An 18,452-nucleotide genomic window follows, 5' to 3' on the forward strand; every position below is an offset into this window, starting at 1 on the left:
GCCGGTCATCCGTGATGATGGCGATATGTGTTATGCTGCGGCAATGTTGCGCGCAGCGGACGGGCAATGGCCTCGACCAGATCATCCGGATCGGTCTTGTCGGCCAGCCCCCGCAGGATCACCGGCAGCGCCAGCTTCACCTCGTGCGTCGGCCCCGGCAGCGCGAAGACCAGCGACCAGCCGATGCGGGCAATGGCAATGCGCACGCTGTCCTTCACGTGCCGCCCGTGGCCCTTGCTGTACATCGCCAGCACAGCCGTGGCGATCTTGCGATCCAGCTGTTCGAGCGCCTCGATCGTATGATCCTTGTCTTCCGCGCCCACGCCGCCGGTGGTCACGATCACGCCGAAGCCCTCGCCCGAAAGGCGCGCCACCAGCCCCGCAATCTCGCGTTCGCTGTCCCCCGCAATGCCGCCGAACTCGACCTCGAAGCCCTCGGCCGTCATCGCCTCGCGGATCGCGGCGAAATTGGTATCCTCGATCTCGCCCGCCAGCACTTCGCTGCCGGTGCTGACCACCGCCACGCGCCGCGCGGCATAGTCGGCAATCTGGCGCTCCAGCTTGCGCACCCCGGCGAGATAGCCCTCCACCTCCTCGCGCGGGGTGCCGATCACGCCGAGGATGCCTTCGGAATGGACGCTGGCATCAGCCGCCACCGAAACCCCCGGCACCTGGGCCACGGCGGCGAGCAAGTCTGCCTGCCTGCCGGTCACGTCCTCCAGATTGACGCGCGGGCTGAGGATATCGAGCACGACCAGCGCGGGGCGCACATCGGTGACGAAGACCTTGTCGCCCGGCAGGCCCAGCACACCGGCCACCGCCGCCGCGATGGCGGGCAGGTTCGCCTTGTCGAGCGAGACGCCGTGGAGCCAGATCTCGCTCTTGTCGAGCAGCTGGACCGAAGTCATCCCGTCAGCCCGCGCTGGCGCAGCCACTTTGGCAGCAGTTCTTCGTCCACCTTGCGGCGCAGCGCGGGCGCGCGCGCCAGCAGCAGCTCGCCCAGCCCTTGGCTGACGCGAAACGCCCCCGGCGTGCGATCGAACACCAGCACGTTGCGCGTGCCGCCCTCGCGGCAGGCGGTTTCGACCGCTTCGGCGAGCGAAGGCCAGATCCGGGCATTGGCGCGTTCGAAGTGATAGTTCGAGGGGTCGTTCAGCATCCAGCGGTTGACTGTCTCGCCCACCACGTGGATCGGGTAGTTGTCCCAGATGAACGGCTGCGGCACGCCGCCGGCCATATAGTTGATCACGATGCCCTTGATCGCGTGGTTCTTGCCCATGGTCAGCCCGGGCTCGGAGGTATCATGCCGGTCCGCCGCCAGCAGCGAGAGATTGTCGAGATCCATGAAATCGACATCGGCGCAGAGCATGTTGTCGAAGGCGATCCCGCCCGCATAGCAATAGACGCCGCAGCCGTGGTCGTCGAATACCACCACGCAGTCCTCGATCTCGCCCAGGATCTTGATCGCCATGCCGTAGTTGCGCATGATTCCGGCGGCGAGCTGGCGGTCGAGCGCGGGCAGATCGTTGTTGCCATGCACGCCGATCACGCCTTCCGACGTGGTATCGAGCACAACGGTGCCGACATAGCGCTGCTGGATGAAATCGCTTTCGAACACGCAGCGCGAAACGATCTGTCCGGTGCGCGGACCATAGCCGAAATGGTAGGCCGAACGCGTTTCGAGCCGCGCATAGGCCATGCCGAACGGCTTCATCAGCCGATCGAGCATACGGTGGAGATAGCCCTCGCGCATCTCGGTCACGTGGGTGTGGATGAAGTAGGGTGCATCGAACAGCTTCTTGGTGACGTACATGTCGCCCAGCTTCGTATCGATCTTCGTGCCCGCGCCGATCTGCGGGCATTCCTCCACATCGCCAAAGCGTTCGTGCAGGTTGTAGATCTTCACCCAGTCCGGGTTTTCGATGTGCCCCATTGATTCGGCCACGCGCAACCGCACCCGTGCGCCGCGCGTGGTCTTCACGTGATCGGCAATTTCCTCGAGCATGGCGACATAAGCCTCGCCCGAAAGCTGGAAGCCGTGCGGATTGGCGATGAGGTTGACCATGCGGCCGGCCTCGATCTTCGACCAGTCCATCGCCGCGACGCGCGCGCGGGTCTGGCGGCGGATTTCATCGAGCGAGGTGGGGCCGAGCAGCGGGTCTTCGGACCAGATCGTCTCGGGCAGATCGGGCATCAGCGCGCGCACCGAAAGCGCGGTCATGCCCGGCAGATCCGCCGCGCGCGACTGCACCACTTCGGCAGGGCGGCGCTTGTTCCAGGTGGGGTGAAACGCGGGCGGGCGCAGCGCGGCGATGAAGGGTTCGGGAGCGTTTGCCATCAGCGGGTCCTCAGCTTGGCCATGTCGCCAAATTCCTTGCCCAGCGGGTACTCGGGATAAGCCTCGTGGATTTCCTCAGGCAGCGTGCCGTCGCTGCGCACATGTTCCCACAGGGTGGCGGATTCGCCGTACCACTGGAAGCCGTTCTTCGGGTTGCGCGGCGCATCGCCGTGCCCGGCGCAGGCCAGCATGTGCAGGATCGGCTGCATGCACAGCTCGACACAGCCGGTACGCGCGCCCGTCGCCAGCGAAACCGCCTCCGGCGAATGCGCGCCGGCGATGATCGCCGCCGCGATTTCACCCGCCTTGGTATCGGTGCAGACGCAGATCTGCATGGCGCGGCCATAGCCGGACTTGCGGCAGAGCGCCTTCACCTCCTCGCTATTGGCGCCAACCAGTTCGAAGCCGACGTCGAACGGTTCGGCCAGCTCGACCATCTCGATGGCATCGTCGGGGCAGATTTCGACGCAGGCCTGCGCGTTGTAGCAAGCCTCTGGCTCAAGAATGGCGATGTTGCGCCCCGCCCCCGGCTCGCTGGGCAGACGCGGCCGCATGCCGATCGCCACGGTCGGGCAGACCTGTTCGCACAGCCGGCAGCCGGTGCATTTCTCGGCCACGATCTGCGCCGCCATTCTCACGCGCTTGGGCATGCCTGCTGCTCTCCCCTACCAATCCTGCCCGCTCCCGATTCGAATGCGGCATATCGGACTTAAGTTATTTACTGTCAGACAGTAAGTTGCTAATCAACCAAAATGACAGCGCAGCATACAATTCGGGGAGCGCCAGTGGCACGAGCAGCAGCCGCATCGAGAACCCAGGAGGAACGCACCGAGGAAGCGCGCGCGCGCCTGCGCAGCGCGGCGCTCGAACTCTTTGCCAGCGAGGGGTACACGGCGCCCTCGATGGCCGCGATCAGCCTGCGCGCAGGCTACAGCCGGACGCTGGCGCAGTACCACTTTGCCGACAAGGCCGCGCTGGCGATGGACCTGATTCGCGATCGCCTGCGCCGCGACAACCAGGTCGAACTGCTCGATTGCCCGGATGAGGCGCCCGCCGAGGCGGCATGGGCCGCGCTGATCGCGCATCTCGATGCGGTGACAGACCACTACACCACGCTGCATGGCCTGAACGATCATGGCACGCGCGTGCGCGGCGAAATGGCGATCCACGCCGCCGCGCTGATGGGCAGCGATCCGGCGATTTCCGCCGCCGTCGATTCCTCCACGCGCGATCTCATCGCCCGGATCGAACGGCTGCTGGCGAGGTGCAAGGCAGGCGGGCTGATCCGGCCCGAAACCGACCCGCATGCCATGGCGGTGCTGCACGTCCATTCGATCTGGGGCCTCGCGCTGGCGCTCTTCGCCAATCCCAAAGGCACCCGCGCGATCAAGACCGCATTCTCGCAAATCAGGCTGCTGCTGGAGGCCCTTCGCACCTGATCGGCAATTTCCGGGGGAGAGGAAAACCATGGCCACGATAAAACTGGTGGCGGATTACAATCGCGAGCCCTGCACCGGCTGCAAGCTGTGCGACATCGTGTGCCCCAGCGGCGCGATCCGCATGGAAGCACGCCGCCCGGTGATCGACGACGCGGCGTGCATCGGCTGCGGGCGCTGCGTCGATCGCTGCCCGGAAGAGATCATGTGGATGAAGCCGCGCGAAGTGCCGCTGGTGGCGACGGTCACGGCCGAGGAAGCGCCCGCCGAAGCAGTCGAGGCGCTGCTCCTGAAGGCAGGCATCGACCCAGCCATTTCGGTCTGCGTCTGCACGCTGACCTCCGCCGCCGAAATCGCCCGCTCGGTGGTCAAGGGCGCGCAGACGCTCGAAGAAGTCTGCGCCATGACCGGCATGCGTTCGGGCTGCGGCATCTATTGCGTGGCCCCGGCGCTGCGCCTGCTTGCCGCTGCCGGGCGCGACATGACCCCGCCGCCGCAGCACCGCTGGTATCCCGCCACGCTTTCGCTTTACGATCTCTCGGACGAAGTGCGCGCGCGCTATCCCGATGCCTTCATCGACGAGGACCGCGCCGTGTTCGATCCGCAAGGGCGCTATGGTCCGCTCGAAGGCACTACCAGCAAGGAGACGGTGTGATGGCATCGCAGGCAACGCTGCCCCCCCCGGCCTTCATGCCGTCGGACTATGGTCCGGCGCTGCGCCCGCATGCGATCGATACGCTTCGCGGGCTGGTTTCGGTGCCGCTGGACGAACTGTTCCCTTCGTTCGCTCCGCCCATCGCCACGGGCGCGCCCGCTTCGCTCGATGCGGAACTGGAACGGGTCCGGCGCGCCACGCGCGAGGCGCTGGCCCGAGTCGACATGAGCCGGATCGAGGCCAAGGACACCGTCAATATCCTCGCCTCCGAACACGGCTTTGGCCTGATGGGCGGCTGGCCTTATGCCGAAATGGTCAAGACCATCCGCGAGGTGGTGATCGAGCGCACCGGCTGCCGCAAGGTCTCCCTGCGCCTCGCGATCTACCGCGGCTTTCGCGAGGCGGACGAAGTGGCGCAGCACTTCGGCTTCAACGAAGCGTTCGAAGGGCGGGTCAAGGGCCTCGGCCCGTTCGATCAGGGGGTGGAGGTGGAAACCGCCATCGGCCCGATGCACCTCATCAAGCGCGCGTTCGACGGCACGAAGTTCATCCACGCTTACTACGACGACCCGCGCGAGATGTATTTCAACCGCCTGCTCTACAAGTCGTTCAAATCGTTCTGCATGTCCTATGCGCGCTATGAAACGCGCTCGGTCTATCACTCGATGTTCGGCAACCGCAGCGGCAGCATCATCCCGCGCGCCTTGTTCGACAGCGATTTCATCCAGCAGCGCTATGCCTTCAGCTCGGTGCTTTGCACCACGCCGATGGGCGTGACCGGGATCGACGCGACCACCGATCTCTATGCCATCGACCGCCGCATCACCAGAAGCCACCTCGAAACCTATGGCCGGATGCAGCGCCTGTTTGCCGAGATCAAGGACTGCGTGGCGGTGTGGGACGGGGGGCGCTGGGGCTATTACCTCCACGGCGGCGGGCTGATCTTCGGCACGCTGCTGACCAACCATTCGGATGCCTTCGATCTCGATCAGCCGGTCGTTGCGGGTTTCATGCAATCGCCCACCAATCCGGTGAACTTTTCGCGCAACAAGAACCTGCGCGGGATCGTGGTCAACCAGGCCTGGGTCGGCGCGGGCATTCCCTATGTCACCATGCCCTTCACCACGCCGATGTATATCGTGGGCGAGGAGCAGGCGCAGATGTGGCGCGAAGACCCGACCAATCCCCTGCTGATGGATCGCGCCAAAGTGGTCGAAAGCCTCGAGCAAGGGATCGCGATGGCCTGCGAAAAGGGCCAGACCGACAAGCTGATCGTATTCGATGGCAGCTATGGCCACCTCACCTGCAGCGAATCCCTCGCCGCGCTGCTGCGCGAACGCGCGCCTGCGGTCGATGCGGCCGTGGGCGAGACCTTGCTGCCCAAGTGGCTGGCGCAACGGGGGCTGGCATGAGCCTTTCTGGCGGGAGCATCGCGCGTGGGCACTGAGCTCGATCTGCTTTCCAAAAGCGAGCTGTGGGTGACCGGCATCCGGCTCAGCGATGTGGACCTGACCGCGCTCGCCGCTGTTGTCGCGGAGACGCTGGGGCTTGGCGCGAGCGAGGTCTTCGTCACCGATGTGCGCGGCGGCAATGTGGTGTTCGATGTACTGGCGCCTTCGGTCGATCTGGACGCGGTGGCGGGTCAGGAGGCAGCGCTGCTGGCGGCCTTGCGCGGCTTCCCCGGCGTGGCGCTTGCACCCGGTGCGGCCGTGCACAGCCACGGCGTGCTGGGCGTCATCGGCGCGCCGGCGGATCAGGCCGCCGCCATCGTCAGCGCCGCCGCCGCGCTGGAAGAGCGCCTGCGCGCGCATGTCGCGCGCTCGGTCGCGGTGCTTTCCACCGGCCCCGAAGTCGCGCGCGGGGAAATCGAGGACACCAACTTTCCCGCCGCGCGCGACATTCTGGGTGCTGCGGGCTTCACCGTGCACTCCGGCGGCATTGCCGATGATGACGAGAGCCTGATCGCCGCGCGCGTGGCGCACCTGATGGAAGACGGTTTCGGCCTTGTGCTGACCACCGGCGGCGTCGGCGCGGAAGACAAGGACCGCACGATCGAGGCGCTGCAGCGGATCGCCCCCGATCTTTCGACCGCCATCCTCGCCAGCTATCACGCGGGCCATGGCCGGCACGTGAAGGAACACGTGCGCGTCGGCTGCGGACAGGTCGGCGGCACCTGGCTGGTCGCCCTGCCCGGCCCGACCCGCGAAGTGCGCGCCGCGCTGCCTGCCCTGGTGCGCGGTCTGCACGAGGGGCTGCCCCCGGCCGCACTGGCCGAAGCGCTGGCCGAACCGATCCGCGCGCTGTGGCGGGCCCATCGCCAGACCGCGGCGCACCACGCGAGCCCGGCGGCATGACCGGACTGTCGCTTGCCCCCGTGCTTTTCACCGGTTGCAGCCTTGGCATGCTCCACGCGCTCGATCCCGATCATCTCATGACGATCGCATCACTTTCGGCCCGGACAGACGAAGCGGGTGCCAGCGTGGGCCGCAGCGAGACCCTGCGCTACGCCGCGCTATGGGCGCTGGGCCATGGCGGTCTGCTCGTGCTGATCGCGATGGCGGCGTTTCTGCTTGGCTGGACGTTGCCCGCCGTGGTGCCGCAACTGGCCGAACGTTCGGTCGGGCTGATCCTGATTGCGGCGGGCGCGGCGCTGCTGTGGCTGCGACATCCGCCGCATGGGCAGGCCCCGCGCCTCAGGGAAAAAGTGCCCTTCGCGGTCGGCGTGGTCCACGGCCTTGCCGGCAGCGCGGCGATGCTCGCGCTGGTGCCGATTGCGCTCTATCAGCCGCTCATGGCTGTGGTCTATGCGCTGGTCTTTTCGCTCGGCGTGCTGGCGGGCATGATGCTGTTCGCCCTTGCCCTGGGCCGGGCACAGCTGGCCATGGCGCAGCAGCTTCCCGGCCTTGCAAAAGCATTCCGCCTCGTGCTCGGCCTGGGAGCGCTGGGCATGGGCACATTCTGGCTGGCGGCGGCCTGAGCCGTGCGCATCGGTCTGTTCGGCGGTTCGTTCAATCCGGTCCATCTCGGCCATATCGCCGTGGCGCGGGCGGCGCTGGACCGGCTCGGGCTGGACAAGGTGGTGTTCATCCCCTCGCGCCACCCGCCGCTCAAAGGCGCGGAGGGCCTGATGCCCGCCGATCTGCGCCTTGCGCTGGTGCGCGCGGCGCTGACGGATGAACCGGCGATGGAATGCAACGCGATAGAAATCGAGCGCGAAGGCCCCTCGTTCACGGTCGATACGGTCGAGGCGCTGCTGCCCACCTTTCCGGCCGGCGCGGAGCTCTATTTCCTGCTCGGGGCCGATTGCCTCGCCCGCCTGCCGCGCTGGAAGGGCATCGAGCGGCTTCACGCCCTGCTGCGCTTTGCCATTTTCCCGCGCGGCGGCGAGGCCGGGCAGGCCGCCGCCGATCCGCGGCTCGTCCATGTGCCCATGCCCGAAAGCCCCTTGTCCTCGACCCTCGTGCGCGCACGCCTTGCCGAGGGCGCGGCGATCGGCGACATCGTGCCAGCCCCCGTCGCAGCCCTGCTCGCGGACCGTTGGCCGCCCCTCGGCGCCGCCCCTCCGGCCGGAGACCTGATCCCGTCATGACCACGCCTCCCCCCACCATCGAAGCCGTGCTTACCGCAATCGGCCCCTGCGTGGTCGCCTGCAGCGGCGGGATCGATTCGATGCTGCTCGCCTGTGTCGCGCATCGCCTTGCCCCGCAGACCACGGTGATTGCCCATGCGGTCAGCCCTGCCGTCCCGGCCGAGGCGACGCAGCGCGTGCACGACTATGCCGCGCGCGAAGGCTGGACCTTGCGCATCGTCCGCTCGGGCGAATTCGGCGACGAGAACTACCTCGCGAACCCCGTGCACCGCTGCTATTTCTGCAAGTCCAACCTCTATGAAAGCCTCGCGGCCATCGCGCAAGGGATGGCGGGTGCGGGAACCATCGTCAGCGGCACCAATGTCGATGATCTGGGCGAATATCGCCCGGGCCTCAACGCCGCCGCCGAACGGCAAGTGCGCCACCCCTGGGTCGAGGCGGGCTATGCCAAGGAAGACATCCGCGCCCGCGCGCGCAGCCTTGGCCTCTCGATTGCCGAGCTGCCCGCCTCCCCCTGCCTTGCCAGCCGGCTCTATTCGGGCACGCGCGTCACGCCGACGCGGCTTGCCGCCGTCGAGGCCGCCGAAGCACTTGTGCGCAGCCAAACCGGGCTTGGCGTGGTGCGCTGCCGGGTGCGCGGCGAGACGATGCTGATCGAAACGCCTGCGGAAGGCCGTGCCCTTGTCACGCCGTCGCTGCTCGAAGAGGTGGCCCGGCTCGTCACGAACCTGACCCCCGAAATCGCCGGGGTGCAGCTGGACGACAAGCCCTACCAGCCCGGCCGCGCCTTCGCGGTGCCGGCATGACCGGTTTCGTCCACGACAGCGAACGGCCCGCGCGGCTCGGCATGCCCGAGGCGATCTTCTGCGGCGGCAAGGACGATGCGACGATCGAGGCCATCGTGGCCGAACTGGCGCAAGGCGACGCGCCCACGCTGTTCACCCGCCTGCCCGCAGCGCGCCTTGCCGCGCTCTCGGCAAGTGCGCAGGCGGCGCTGAGCCACGATGCCTCGTCCGCAACCGCCACGCTGGGTGGCACCTTGCCCGCGCGCGCCGGCCGGGTAGCGGTGGTGACGGCGGGAACCTCTGACCTCGCCGTGGCTCATGAGGCGCTCGCAACCCTGCGATTTTCCGGCGTCGAGGCCGAAGTGATCGCCGATGTCGGCGTGGCGGGTATCCACCGCCTCTTCGCGCGGATCGACCATATCCGCAGCTTCGATATCGTCATCGTCGTGGCGGGATGGGACGCGGCGCTTGCCTCGGTCATGGGCGGCCTTGTCGGCCAGCCAGTCATCGCGGTGCCGTCCTCCACCGGCTATGGCGTGGCGGCGGGCGGCATGTCCGCGCTGCACTCCATGCTCTCCAGCTGCGGCCAGGGCGTGCTCGTCACCAATATCGACAACGGCTTCGGCGCCGCCTGCGGCGCGATCCGCATGCTCAACATGACCCACAGGATTGCCCCATGACCAAGACCGCCATTGTCCTGCGCACCCCCAGCGGCATCAGCGGCGACATGCTGCTGACCGGTCTGGCGCGGCTGGCCGACATCAACGCGGGCGAACTGGCCGCGCTGGTCGATGCCATCGGCGTGGAGGCCCTGCGCGACTGCGTGACGATCGAGCCGCACGAGGTGAACTGGATCACCGGCTGGCGCGCGCAGATCGACTTGCCGCACGAACACCACCACCGCACCCTGGCCACCATCGTCGAGATCATCGCCCGAAGCGGACTGGAAGACGCCGCCAAGGCCCTCGCCACGCGGGCCTTCCGCATCCTGGCGGAGGCCGAAGCGGCGGTGCATGGCTGCACGGTGGACGAGGTCCATTTCCACGAAGTTGGCGCGCTCGATTCGATCCTCGACACCTGCATCGCCGCCGCGCTCTATGTCCGCAGCGGCGCGCAGGAGCTCCATTGCAGCCCGCTGCCACTGTGCGACGGCACGATCCGCTGCGAACACGGCCTGCTCGCCAGCCCCCCGCCCGCAGTGCAGGAAATGCTCAACGGCGTTCCGGTCTACGGCGTGGACGACAAGGGCGAGACCGTCACCCCCACGGCGCTCGCGTTTCTGAAGGCGGTCGATGCGCGCTTCGGCAAGTGGCCGGTCTGCGAGGTCGTGCGTTCGGCACGCGCCTATGGCGGCAAGGTCTTCCCCAACCTGCCCAATGGCGCGATGTTCTTTCTGGTGCGGCTTTGAGCGCAGCCACCTCTGCCGCCGATATCGCCACGCGCCTGCTCGGCGGCGCACCGGGCCTCTATCGCGCGGTGATCGAAGCCACCGAGCCCGGCCTTGTCGCCGGGACAGGCTTTGTCGATCCCGGTACGGCGCTTGGCCCGGAGGGGCGCTGGCGTCTGCTGGTTGCCGAAGGGGAACGTGTCGCGGCCGGGCAACCGCTGGTGGAACTGATCGGCCCTGCCCCGTCGCTTGGCATCGCCGAGGACTACGTGCTCGGCCCGCTCGGCTTTGCCTCCGGCATCGCGCAGCGGGCGGCACAGTTCCGTGAGGCCGCGCCGCCCGGCCTGTCCGTCGCTTGCGGCGGGTGGAAGAAGCTTCCCCATGCGCTCAAGCCCCTGCTGCGCGCCGGGCTCGCGGTGGCAGGCGTGGTGCCGCGGCTGGTGGCGGGGGATTTCGTCTATGTCGCCAAGAACGCCGTGATCCTGCTCGGCGGTGTCCCGGCAGCGATCGCCGCAGGCCGGGCCGTGGGCCACGGCCCGGTCGCCATCCAGGTCAAATCCGTCGCTGAAGCCGTCACCGCCGTCGAGCTTGGCGCAGGCATCGTGATGGTCGATACCGGCGATCTCGCCGATCTCGCCGCAGTCCATGCCGAACTCACCCGCCGGGGCCAGCGCGAGGGCCTCACGCTGGCCTTCGGCGGCGGGGTGCGGCTCGAAGATCTCGGCCATGCCGCTGCCAGCGGTGCCGATGCGGTCGATGTCGGCCGCGCCATTCTCGATGCCCCGCTGCTCGATTTGCGCATGCGGGTCATCGGCCCCCATGCCGCCTGAGAGAGGACTCCAGACCATGACCCATCCCGCAATCGCCCCCGGCAAGACCGCCGTGATCACCGGCGCGGCCGACGGCATAGGCCTTGCCGCAGCGCGCCGCCTTGCCGCGCTTGGCATGAAAGTCGTGCTGATTGATCGCAATGCGGAGAAACTGGAAGCCGCCGCTGCGGCCATCGGTGCAGGTGCCGAAGCCTTGGTCGCCGACGTTTCGCAGAGCGCCGAAATCGACTCCATCGCCGCGCGGCTCCACGCGCAAGGCGGCCCGGTCAGCGTGCTCATGAACAATGCCGGCACTGGCGGCGGAGGTGACGCGCTCTCCAATCCTGCGGGCTGGTCGAAAGTGCTCGGCGTGAACCTGATGGGCGTGCTTCACGGCGTGCAGGCCTTCGTGCCCGCCATGGTCGCGGGCGATGCGCCCGGCCTCGTCATCAACACCGGTTCGAAACAGGGCATCACCAATCCGCCGGGCGACACCGCCTACAACGTGAGCAAGACGGGGGTGAAGGCGCTGACCGAGGGTCTTGCTCATACCTTGCGCGAGGCGACGCAGGGCCGCGTCTCGGCGCATCTGCTGATCCCCGGCTTCACCTGGACCGGCATGATCGCCCGGCACGTGCCCACCAAACCGGCGGGCGCATGGGCTGCCGATCAGGTCGTCGATGTCCTGCTCGAAGGTGTCGCGGCGAACCGCTTCTATCTCTGGTGCCTCGACAACGAGACCACGCGCGAGACCGACAAGAAGCGCGTGCTGTGGAACGCTGGCGACATCACCGAAGACCGCCCTGCCCTTTCGCGCTGGCACCCGGATTTCAAGGATGCGTTTGCGGCGTGGATGGCGGCCGAGTGAGTGTGGCGCGCAACAATCAGGAAGGACACCCCGGATGCTGAAGCTCTATGCGTTCAATTGCGGCTGGTTCCAGTGCAAGCCCAGTTTCCTGTTCGAGGGTGAGACCGGCCCGCACATGCGCGCGCCGGTTCCGGCCTATCTGATCGACCATCCGCGCGGCCGCGCCGTATTCGATACCGGCATCGGTCGGCAGTTCCATCGCCAGCGCGAAAATGCCCTGCCGCCAGACAAGTTCGGGCTGGAATGGTTTGACGGCATGGAAATCGCCGCCCGGCTCCGCGCGCTTGGCATCGATCCCGCCAGCGTGGACTGGATCATCAATTCCCACCTCCATATCGATCATTGCGGCGGTAACCACCTGCTTGAGAATGCGACGGTCATCGTTCAGCGCGAGGAGCTCGACCATGCCATGGCGGGCGACCTGCCCGGGCTCTATGCGCGCACCGACTACGATACGGGCCAGCCATTCAAGGCAGTGCGCGGCGAGCACGATCTCTTCGGCGATGGGACGGTTAGGATCGTGCTCACCGCGGGCCATACGCCCGGCCACCAGAGCGTGATCGTGCGCCTCGCAGGCGGTGACGTGCTGCTGGCGGGTGATTGCTGCTATACCCGCCGCAACCTCGATCTCATGGCGCTACCGCCCGGGACGGTGGACCCGGCCACCGCGCAGGAGACCCTGAAGCGGCTCATGCAGATGCGCCGGAACGGAACCCGCATCCTGTTCGGCCATGATGGTCTGCAATGGAAAAGCGTCAAGGAAAGCGTTCCGCTCAGTGCTGCGGATGTGCCGCTGGATTTCTAGATCGCAAGCGACTGGTTCGCCAATTTTGTATTGAAATAGAAGGGTTTTATGCGCTTGATCGTGAGATCTTCGGCCACTTCGAACTGTTCTGCGATTTCGAGGTGGTAGGACTGGCCATCCGCGGCAGAGACGACGTCCAACTCCATGATGCCGACGGCACCCCGATCCGAAACCGTCAGATCGATGAGCCGGGACGAGACCGCCGTCCAGCGCCGGGCGATCTCGCTCCAGATCGCAAGGTACCCATCAAACCCAGCATAAGTGCCGCCGATCGCAAGATCATCCGCCTCGACAAACGCAAAATCCGGGCTGAACAGCGGCCTGATCGCATCAAAATCACCGGCCTGGGCCAGCGCGTAGACCCGGGTGACGAGATCCCTCACGGCGTTGGCGCGATCCTGATTCATGGGCTTTCCATTCCTTGCTGGTTCAAGGGGCAGTGCTCTGCACGAGGCGCTGCGGCCTGGTTGCCGGTTACGGTTGTACCCGATCATGCCGCAGATCGTTCGCGATGCCAAATGACCATCACGAGTTCTGGTGGCATCCGAAGCGCCGGAAGCCCATCCGCTCCCCGGTGCAACCGCGCTCTTGCTGCGCATCATGCAGGCGCAGATTCAGGCGCGGGTGCCGTCCCCTCGTCCGCGCCATGCGCAATCTGATGCCGATGCCCCGGTTGGCGGAGCGGTCACGCGGGCGGCTGCAAGGTCTCCAGAAAGGCGCGCAGTTGCTGCGGCAGCGCGGTGGGCCGGCGCGCGAGCCTATCGACATAGACATGCACGAAGAAGCCTTCGGCCGCCGCCGCATCGTGCCCTTGGCGGAACAGCGCGATTTCGTAGCGCACGCTCGACCGGCCGAGCTGCGCGACGCGCAAGCCCGCCTCGATCGTTTCGGGAAACTGCAGCGAGGCCGCGTAGCGGCAGCCCGATTCGACCACAAGTCCGATCACATCACCGGCGCCGGGATCGAGCAAGCCGTGCTCGATCAGCGTGGCATTCACGACCGAATCGAAGAAGCTGTAATAGACCACGTTGTTGACGTGGCCATAGACGTCGTTGTCCATCCACCGTGTCGGGATCGCGCGAAACAGCGGGTACGCACCGCGCCGCGCAGGCGCAGGCTTTCCGCCGGGTGCGGGGGCGTTCGGTTGACTTGCATCGATCATGGCAGAGCAATCCTGTTCAAATCGGAAAACAAACGGCAACCCGCCCAGGCGGACGCCACAGACTGGAAAAAGGAAGCGCACGAATGATGAAAAGCCGAGCCGCCGTCTTGCGAACGATGGGCGCAATCCATCCCTATGCGGAATCGAAGCCGCTGACGGTCGAGGACATCGCCCTCGATGCGCCGGGCCCGGGTGAAGTGATGGTGCGCATCCATGCGGCAGGCCTGTGCCATTCGGATCTCTCGGTGATCAATGGCAGCCGTCCACGCCCGATGCCGATGGCGCTCGGCCACGAAGCGGCGGGCGTGGTCGAGGCGCTCGGCCCGCATGTCGACGATCTTGCGGTGGGCGATCATGTGGTGATGGTCTTCATGCCCAGCTGCGGCCACTGCGTTCCCTGCGCCGAGGGCCGCCCCGCGCTGTGCGAACCGGGCGCGCGCGCCAATGGCGCAGGCCTGTTGCTTTCGGGCCATGGGAGGCTGCATGATGGCCGTGATGGTTCGACCATCCACCACCACCTCGGCTGTTCGGCCTTTGCCGAACGGGCCGTGGTTTCGCGCCACTCGCTGGTGAAGATCGACAAGGAGCTGCCGCTGCCAATCGCCGCCCTGTTCGGCTGCGCGGTGCTGACCGGCGCGGGCGCTGTGATCAACACCGCAGGCCTGCAGCCTGGGCAGACAGCGGTGATCATCGGCATGGGCGCGATCGGCTTTGCCGCACTGCTGGCCGCGGCTGCATCGGGCGCAAGCCAGATCATCGCAGTCGATATTCTGGACGACAAGCTCGAACTCGCGCTGTCGATGGGCGCGACCGACGTGGTCAGCGCGCGTGATCCCGATGCCATCGAGCGCGTGCGCGCGCTGACTGACGGAGGCGCAGACTTCGCCTTCGAGTTCGCAGGCGTGACCAAAGCGCTCGAGCAGGCCTATCGCATGACCCGGCGCGGCGGCACCACAATCACCGCGGGCCTGCCGCCGCCCGATGCCACACTGCCGGTGAATGTCGTTAACCTCGTGGCCGAAGAGCGCAGCCTCAAGGGCAGCTATATCGGCACCTGCGTCCCGGTGCGCGATGTGCCGCGCTACATTGCGCTGTACCGCGCCGGGCGCCTGCCGGTCGACAAGCTGATGAACGGCACGATCCCGCTCGACCGGATCAACGAAGGGTTCGACCGGCTGCACGAAGGGAGCGTCCTCAGGCTCGTTGTCGATCTGGCCGGCTGAACGCCCCGTCGCTAGCTGCCCTGCTGGAACCAGCGCCGCTTCAGCCACCATCCATACTGATCGGGCCACGAAGCCCAGCCTTGGGCCCCGATCATCTCGACCGCAACCTGGCTGACCCAGTTCGGATTCCACAGCAGCTCGCGCCCGATGGCGACGAGATCGCATTGGCCCTGCTCGAGCGCGGAGAGGGCAAATTCCCCAGTACGGATCAGCCCGACCCCCATCGTGGCAATGCCGGTTTCTTTGCGGATCGCCTCCGAAAACGGCAACTGGAAGCCCGGCGTCCGGGCGACCAGGTTGTTTTCAGCAGGCAGCTTGAACCCGCCGGACGAGCAATCGACCACATCGATGCCGATTGCCTTCAGTTCACGCGCAAAGGCGATGCTGTCCTCCAGCTGCCAGCCCACGCCCAGCCCATCGACCGAGGAGATCCGGACAAAGCAGGGCAAATCATCGGGCCAGACTTCGCGCATGATCGCCGCGGTCCGCAAGGGCACACGCATGCGGTTCTGCCGGCTGCCGCCATATTCGTCGCTGCGCTGGTTGCCGAGCGGCGACAGGAACGAATGCATCAGATAGCCATGCGCACAATGCAACTCGCAAACATCGAAGCCCGCATCGCGGGCCCGGATGAAGGCCGCCCGGTAGTCCTCGACCACCTGATCGATCGCCCCGCGCGACATGCCGGTCGGCGTGGGCCAGCCTTCATCGAAAGCGATCGGGCTCGGCGCGCAGATCTCCCACGGCCCTTCGCCGCGCGCGGCCAAGTCGGCATCCCCCAGCGCCGCACCGCCCTCCCAGGGCCGCTGCGAGGAGCCCTTGCGGCCCGAATGCGCGATCTGGATCGCCGATGCCGCACCTAGATCGCGGATCACCTGCGTCAGCCGTGCCAGCCCCGGCACATGGGCATCATCCCAGATTCCGAGGCAGCCATGCGTGATCCGCCCCTGGAGATTGACGCTGCTCTGCTCCACGAACACCAGACCGGCCCCGCCGGCCGCCAGCTTGCCGATATGCTGGACATGCCAGTCGGTCGCGTGGCCATCGACTGCCGAGTACGTCGCCATCGGCGAGACCACCAGCCGATTGCGCAGTTGGAGGTCCCGGATCTGCACAGGACCGAACAGGGCATGTGCGCCGCTGTCAGCCGGAACCGCTGCGATATTCGTTGTCATCTGTGCTTTCCTGACCGCTCGCTTTTCCGCAACCGTCGTGTCGCCAAAGAGCAGACCTATTTGACATGACAAGTGCACGCGACTTATGAAAGAGCGTCATGACCGAAGTCAACCGTAAACGAACTTGGACCATGCGCCCCAATACGCAGCGCGCGGCGAAGGCTGGCGAGACCTATGCCCTGCTCCTTGCCGAAGCGCGCCGTCTGTTCGGCAGCGCCGGCTACAGCGCGGTTGGCGTGCGCGACATTACCGAGGCGGCACGGGTGAGCCGCGGCGCGCTGGCCCATCACTTCGGCGGCAAGGAGGAGCTGTTCCTCCGCGTCTTCCTTGAGATCGAACAGGACATCGCCAACGCCGCCGCCCATCCAGGGAAAGACCTGACCGGCCTCGACGCGCTCGACCGGTTTCGCGCGGGCGTGGAAACCTATCTCGATGCCGCATCGCACAACGAAACCCAGCGCATCAGCTTCATCGACGGGCCTGCCGTGCTCGGCTGGCAGCGCTGGCGATCGCTGGAGGAAGACTTTTACCTTGGCATGATGATCAAGAGCATGGAACGCGCCGCCGCGGAAGGCGCGATCATCAGCCTCCCGCCGCGCACGCTCGCTCTGATGATCTTCGGCAGCGTCACCGAAGCCGCACTGATGATCGCGCATGCGAGTGATCCGCAGAAGAAGAGGCGCGAAGCGGGATTCGTTCTGGACCGGTTCTTCTGCGGCCTGCGTACCGGCGGGTCGGTCCGTTCACCGGGTGCTGCTTCGCCGCCCGCCCGGCCTGATAAAAGCCAACTGGCGCACCAAAATTCTCCGGGCGAAACCCTTTGGGAGGATAGATACCGGAATCGAACGGACGTCCTGAACGGGAACGAGGAGGCACCATGTCACGTGAACAACTCATCGAAATGAACCGCTCGCTGGTCAGCCACCGCACTGTTGATTGCTTCTGAGAACTTACCCGGGAGGGTCCATGATTTCCATTGAGAAGTGGCTCTGACTCACTTTTGCTGCTGCTGTGGTAAGACTTGGTCGATCCATTGAGGGGATCAGCCATGCTTGGTCGATTTCAACGCGCGGACCTTGTCCCTGAGGGTTTCGCGGTCGTCTCGGTTCACAACGTCGGGGAGCAACTTCAGATAGTGTTGCGGGCACGATGCACGGTGCGGTTCTGTCCAGACTGTGGGTGCCCCTCTCGGCGCGTACAAGGCCGATATCCACGTAATCCCTCGGATCTTCCTTTTGGCGGCCGGCACGTCTCGCTCCTGATTGAGGCGCGCCGATTTTGGTGCGATTGCGTCGTGTGTAGCCGGCGCATTTTTTGCGAGCCGTTCGATAGGCGTGTGCTGGCTCGCCAGGGTCGACGAACTTCACGGCTTGAGACCATCGTTTCATCAGCTCGGGCTGGCGCTGGGCGGCAGGCCCGGAGCTGCATTCGCCAAGCGTTTGATGGTGCCCGTAAGCAAGGATACGTTGTGGCGGGTCGTACGGCGGCGTGTTGCTCGGCAATCTGCCGAGCTCAATGTGATTGGCATTGATGATTTCGCCTTCCGACGAGGCCAGACCTACGGCACGATTGTCTGTGATCTGGAACGGCGCAAGCCTGTCACCCTTTTGCCGGATCGGGCCCTTGAGACTTCACGCTCTTGGCTGGCAGAACACCCCTCCACTTCGCTCGTCGCACGCGACCACGGTGGGGCTATGGTGAGGCTATCGCAAAAGGTCTGCCAGATGCCGAGCAGGTCGCGGACAGCTGGCATTTAATGGAAAACGCGAGCCGTGCTTTCCTTGATGCGGTTGGCAAATGCATGCGCCAGATCCGGCAGGCTGTCGGCAGCAATGTCATCGATCCCAAGCTTCTGCCCTGTGCCGAGAAACTTCAGTATGAAGGCTATCTGCGCCGGCAGGAAACCAACGAAGCGATCCAGGCCCTTGCGAAGGGCCGAACCTCAATCCGCCAGATCGTTCGACAAACCGGACATAGCCGCAAGCAGGGCAGAGATGTGCTACGCGGCCAGCGCCTGGATGTGTTCCGCACACGGCCAAGCTTTCTGGACCCCTGGCTGCCTTGGTTGAACGACCAATGGGACGCCGGTGCTCGCAACGCCCTGGCTGTTGATTGCCGCTAAGAACTGACCCGGGAGGGTCGTGAACTTCCACTGAGAATTGGCTCTGACTCACTTTTGCTGGTGGTATGGTAGAGTTTGGTCCCTCAATCGAAGGGATC

At 66.1% G+C, this 18,452-nt stretch carries 23 protein-coding genes; 17 read left to right on the forward strand and 6 right to left on the reverse strand.

Annotated elements, in window-relative coordinates; all coding sequences use genetic code 11:
- Window positions 1–5 precede the first annotated feature (5 nt).
- Genes AACH40_RS11405 through AACH40_RS11415 form a run of 3 tightly spaced genes read right to left on the reverse strand, consistent with a single transcriptional unit; the run spans window position 6 to window position 2,988 of the window.
- Window positions 6–908, reverse strand: a complete 903-nt coding sequence (locus tag AACH40_RS11405; protein ID WP_338642517.1) for a molybdopterin-binding protein — start codon at window positions 906–908, stop codon at window positions 6–8.
- A complete protein-coding gene (locus AACH40_RS11410; protein ID WP_338642518.1) occupies window positions 905–2,338 on the reverse strand; it encodes a hypothetical protein in 1,434 nt (477 codons plus the stop codon). Before AACH40_RS11410 ends, AACH40_RS11405 begins: the two co-directional genes overlap by 4 nt.
- Entirely contained in the window at window positions 2,338–2,988 is a 651-nt protein-coding gene (locus tag AACH40_RS11415; protein ID WP_338642519.1) for an NADH-quinone oxidoreductase subunit I, read from the reverse strand. The genes AACH40_RS11410 and AACH40_RS11415 overlap by 1 nt, the downstream gene beginning before the upstream one ends.
- A 135-nt stretch (window positions 2,989–3,123) precedes the next feature.
- On the opposite strand from AACH40_RS11415, the gene AACH40_RS11420 reads away from it, so the two are divergent.
- Genes AACH40_RS11420 through AACH40_RS11475 form a run of 12 tightly spaced genes read left to right on the forward strand, consistent with a single transcriptional unit; the run spans window position 3,124 to window position 12,672 of the window.
- Window positions 3,124–3,777 carry a helix-turn-helix domain-containing protein gene (locus AACH40_RS11420; RefSeq protein ID WP_338642520.1) on the forward strand — a complete coding sequence of 218 codons (654 nt, stop codon included), beginning with the start codon at window positions 3,124–3,126 and terminating at the stop codon, window positions 3,775–3,777.
- 28 nt (window positions 3,778–3,805) lie between these two features.
- Window positions 3,806–4,429 carry a 4Fe-4S binding protein gene (locus AACH40_RS11425; protein ID WP_338642521.1) on the forward strand — a complete coding sequence of 208 codons (624 nt, stop codon included), beginning with the start codon at window positions 3,806–3,808 and terminating at the stop codon, window positions 4,427–4,429.
- Window positions 4,429–5,841: a hypothetical protein gene (locus AACH40_RS11430; protein ID WP_338642522.1), complete on the forward strand. Its 1,413-nt coding sequence runs from the start codon at window positions 4,429–4,431 to the stop codon at window positions 5,839–5,841. Before AACH40_RS11425 ends, AACH40_RS11430 begins: the two co-directional genes overlap by 1 nt.
- Before the next feature lie 24 nt (window positions 5,842–5,865).
- Window positions 5,866–6,783 (forward strand): molybdopterin-binding protein, encoded by a 918-nt coding sequence (locus tag AACH40_RS11435; RefSeq protein WP_338642523.1) that lies wholly within the window; start codon window positions 5,866–5,868, stop codon window positions 6,781–6,783.
- Window positions 6,780–7,406 (forward strand): hypothetical protein, encoded by a 627-nt coding sequence (locus AACH40_RS11440; RefSeq protein ID WP_338642524.1) that lies wholly within the window; start codon window positions 6,780–6,782, stop codon window positions 7,404–7,406. The genes AACH40_RS11435 and AACH40_RS11440 overlap by 4 nt, the downstream gene beginning before the upstream one ends.
- 3 nt (window positions 7,407–7,409) lie before the next feature.
- Window positions 7,410–8,018, forward strand: coding sequence for a nicotinate (nicotinamide) nucleotide adenylyltransferase (gene nadD / locus AACH40_RS11445; protein ID WP_338642525.1), 609 nt, complete (start codon window positions 7,410–7,412; stop codon window positions 8,016–8,018).
- On the forward strand, window positions 8,015–8,824 hold the full coding sequence (locus tag AACH40_RS11450) for a hypothetical protein (RefSeq protein ID WP_338642526.1): 810 nt from the start codon (window positions 8,015–8,017) through the stop codon (window positions 8,822–8,824). Before nadD ends, AACH40_RS11450 begins: the two co-directional genes overlap by 4 nt.
- Window positions 8,821–9,483, forward strand: a complete 663-nt coding sequence (larB, locus tag AACH40_RS11455) for a nickel pincer cofactor biosynthesis protein LarB (protein WP_338642527.1) — start codon at window positions 8,821–8,823, stop codon at window positions 9,481–9,483. The genes AACH40_RS11450 and larB overlap by 4 nt, the downstream gene beginning before the upstream one ends.
- Window positions 9,480–10,211, forward strand: coding sequence for a nickel insertion protein (larC, locus tag AACH40_RS11460; protein WP_338642528.1), 732 nt, complete (start codon window positions 9,480–9,482; stop codon window positions 10,209–10,211). Before larB ends, larC begins: the two co-directional genes overlap by 4 nt.
- Window positions 10,208–11,020: a hypothetical protein gene (locus tag AACH40_RS11465; protein WP_338642529.1), complete on the forward strand. Its 813-nt coding sequence runs from the start codon at window positions 10,208–10,210 to the stop codon at window positions 11,018–11,020. Before larC ends, AACH40_RS11465 begins: the two co-directional genes overlap by 4 nt.
- A 16-nt stretch (window positions 11,021–11,036) precedes the next feature.
- Window positions 11,037–11,867, forward strand: a complete 831-nt coding sequence (locus tag AACH40_RS11470) for an SDR family NAD(P)-dependent oxidoreductase (RefSeq protein ID WP_338642530.1) — start codon at window positions 11,037–11,039, stop codon at window positions 11,865–11,867.
- A gap of 34 nt (window positions 11,868–11,901) precedes the next feature.
- Entirely contained in the window at window positions 11,902–12,672 is a 771-nt protein-coding gene (locus tag AACH40_RS11475; RefSeq protein WP_338642531.1) for an N-acyl homoserine lactonase family protein, read from the forward strand.
- Here AACH40_RS11475 and AACH40_RS11480 read toward each other — a convergent pair.
- Both AACH40_RS11480 and AACH40_RS11485 read right to left on the reverse strand, forming a co-directional pair.
- Window positions 12,669–13,079 carry a nuclear transport factor 2 family protein gene (locus AACH40_RS11480; RefSeq protein WP_338642532.1) on the reverse strand — a complete coding sequence of 137 codons (411 nt, stop codon included), beginning with the start codon at window positions 13,077–13,079 and terminating at the stop codon, window positions 12,669–12,671. The genes AACH40_RS11475 and AACH40_RS11480 overlap by 4 nt on opposite strands.
- A 278-nt stretch (window positions 13,080–13,357) precedes the next feature.
- Window positions 13,358–13,834: a thioesterase family protein gene (locus AACH40_RS11485; RefSeq protein WP_338642533.1), complete on the reverse strand. Its 477-nt coding sequence runs from the start codon at window positions 13,832–13,834 to the stop codon at window positions 13,358–13,360.
- Window positions 13,835–13,917: 83 nt separating this feature from the next.
- On the opposite strand from AACH40_RS11485, the gene AACH40_RS11490 reads away from it, so the two are divergent.
- Window positions 13,918–15,057: a zinc-dependent alcohol dehydrogenase family protein gene (locus AACH40_RS11490; protein WP_338642534.1), complete on the forward strand. Its 1,140-nt coding sequence runs from the start codon at window positions 13,918–13,920 to the stop codon at window positions 15,055–15,057.
- An 11-nt stretch (window positions 15,058–15,068) separates the two neighbouring features.
- On the opposite strand, the gene AACH40_RS11495 is transcribed toward AACH40_RS11490, so the two are convergent.
- A complete protein-coding gene (locus tag AACH40_RS11495; RefSeq protein ID WP_338642535.1) occupies window positions 15,069–16,232 on the reverse strand; it encodes an NADH:flavin oxidoreductase/NADH oxidase in 1,164 nt (387 codons plus the stop codon).
- A gap of 98 nt (window positions 16,233–16,330) precedes the next feature.
- On the opposite strand from AACH40_RS11495, the gene AACH40_RS11500 reads away from it, so the two are divergent.
- From AACH40_RS11500 to AACH40_RS11505, 4 genes are all read left to right on the forward strand, one after another.
- Window positions 16,331–17,137: a TetR/AcrR family transcriptional regulator gene (locus AACH40_RS11500; RefSeq protein ID WP_338642536.1), complete on the forward strand. Its 807-nt coding sequence runs from the start codon at window positions 16,331–16,333 to the stop codon at window positions 17,135–17,137.
- Window positions 17,138–17,280: 143 nt separating this feature from the next.
- On the forward strand, window positions 17,281–17,763 hold the full coding sequence (locus tag AACH40_RS18920) for a transposase family protein (RefSeq protein WP_422394849.1): 483 nt from the start codon (window positions 17,281–17,283) through the stop codon (window positions 17,761–17,763).
- Complete coding sequence (locus AACH40_RS18925; protein ID WP_422394850.1) at window positions 17,675–17,989, forward strand: transposase; 315 nt, start codon at window positions 17,675–17,677, stop codon at window positions 17,987–17,989. Before AACH40_RS18920 ends, AACH40_RS18925 begins: the two co-directional genes overlap by 89 nt.
- On the forward strand, window positions 17,989–18,354 hold the full coding sequence (locus AACH40_RS11505; protein ID WP_338642537.1) for a hypothetical protein: 366 nt from the start codon (window positions 17,989–17,991) through the stop codon (window positions 18,352–18,354). Before AACH40_RS18925 ends, AACH40_RS11505 begins: the two co-directional genes overlap by 1 nt.
- The last annotated feature ends 98 nt before the right edge of the window (window positions 18,355–18,452 follow it).

The sequence above is a fragment of the Novosphingobium olei genome, from assembly GCF_037076535.1.
In the GTDB taxonomy this organism is placed as follows: Bacteria; Pseudomonadota; Alphaproteobacteria; order Sphingomonadales; family Sphingomonadaceae; genus Novosphingobium; species Novosphingobium olei.

Excerpts from the sequence above, each read along its gene's own strand:
- AACH40_RS11470 (WP_338642530.1), top strand. The coding sequence starts at position 11,037 with ATGACCCATCCCGCAATCGCCCCCGGCAAGACCGCCGTGATCACCGGC.
- AACH40_RS11480 (WP_338642532.1), bottom strand. The coding sequence starts at position 13,079 with ATGAATCAGGATCGCGCCAACGCCGTGAGGGATCTCGTCACCCGGGTC.
- AACH40_RS11495 (WP_338642535.1), bottom strand. The coding sequence starts at position 16,232 with ATGACAACGAATATCGCAGCGGTTCCGGCTGACAGCGGCGCACATGCC.
- AACH40_RS11485 (WP_338642533.1), bottom strand. The coding sequence starts at position 13,834 with ATGATCGATGCAAGTCAACCGAACGCCCCCGCACCCGGCGGAAAGCCT.
- AACH40_RS11450 (WP_338642526.1), top strand. The coding sequence starts at position 8,015 with ATGACCACGCCTCCCCCCACCATCGAAGCCGTGCTTACCGCAATCGGC.
- AACH40_RS11405 (WP_338642517.1), bottom strand. The coding sequence starts at position 908 with ATGACTTCGGTCCAGCTGCTCGACAAGAGCGAGATCTGGCTCCACGGC.
- AACH40_RS11490 (WP_338642534.1), top strand. The coding sequence starts at position 13,918 with ATGATGAAAAGCCGAGCCGCCGTCTTGCGAACGATGGGCGCAATCCAT.
- AACH40_RS11500 (WP_338642536.1), top strand. The coding sequence starts at position 16,331 with ATGACCGAAGTCAACCGTAAACGAACTTGGACCATGCGCCCCAATACG.
- AACH40_RS18920 (WP_422394849.1), top strand. The coding sequence starts at position 17,281 with ATGCTTGGTCGATTTCAACGCGCGGACCTTGTCCCTGAGGGTTTCGCG.
- AACH40_RS11425 (WP_338642521.1), top strand. The coding sequence starts at position 3,806 with ATGGCCACGATAAAACTGGTGGCGGATTACAATCGCGAGCCCTGCACC.
- AACH40_RS11410 (WP_338642518.1), bottom strand. The coding sequence starts at position 2,338 with ATGGCAAACGCTCCCGAACCCTTCATCGCCGCGCTGCGCCCGCCCGCG.
- AACH40_RS11430 (WP_338642522.1), top strand. The coding sequence starts at position 4,429 with ATGGCATCGCAGGCAACGCTGCCCCCCCCGGCCTTCATGCCGTCGGAC.
- AACH40_RS11505 (WP_338642537.1), top strand. The coding sequence starts at position 17,989 with ATGGAAAACGCGAGCCGTGCTTTCCTTGATGCGGTTGGCAAATGCATG.
- AACH40_RS11415 (WP_338642519.1), bottom strand. The coding sequence starts at position 2,988 with ATGCCCAAGCGCGTGAGAATGGCGGCGCAGATCGTGGCCGAGAAATGC.
- larB (WP_338642527.1), top strand. The coding sequence starts at position 8,821 with ATGACCGGTTTCGTCCACGACAGCGAACGGCCCGCGCGGCTCGGCATG.
- AACH40_RS11440 (WP_338642524.1), top strand. The coding sequence starts at position 6,780 with ATGACCGGACTGTCGCTTGCCCCCGTGCTTTTCACCGGTTGCAGCCTT.
- larC (WP_338642528.1), top strand. The coding sequence starts at position 9,480 with ATGACCAAGACCGCCATTGTCCTGCGCACCCCCAGCGGCATCAGCGGC.
- AACH40_RS18925 (WP_422394850.1), top strand. The coding sequence starts at position 17,675 with ATGGTGCCCGTAAGCAAGGATACGTTGTGGCGGGTCGTACGGCGGCGT.
- AACH40_RS11475 (WP_338642531.1), top strand. The coding sequence starts at position 11,902 with ATGCTGAAGCTCTATGCGTTCAATTGCGGCTGGTTCCAGTGCAAGCCC.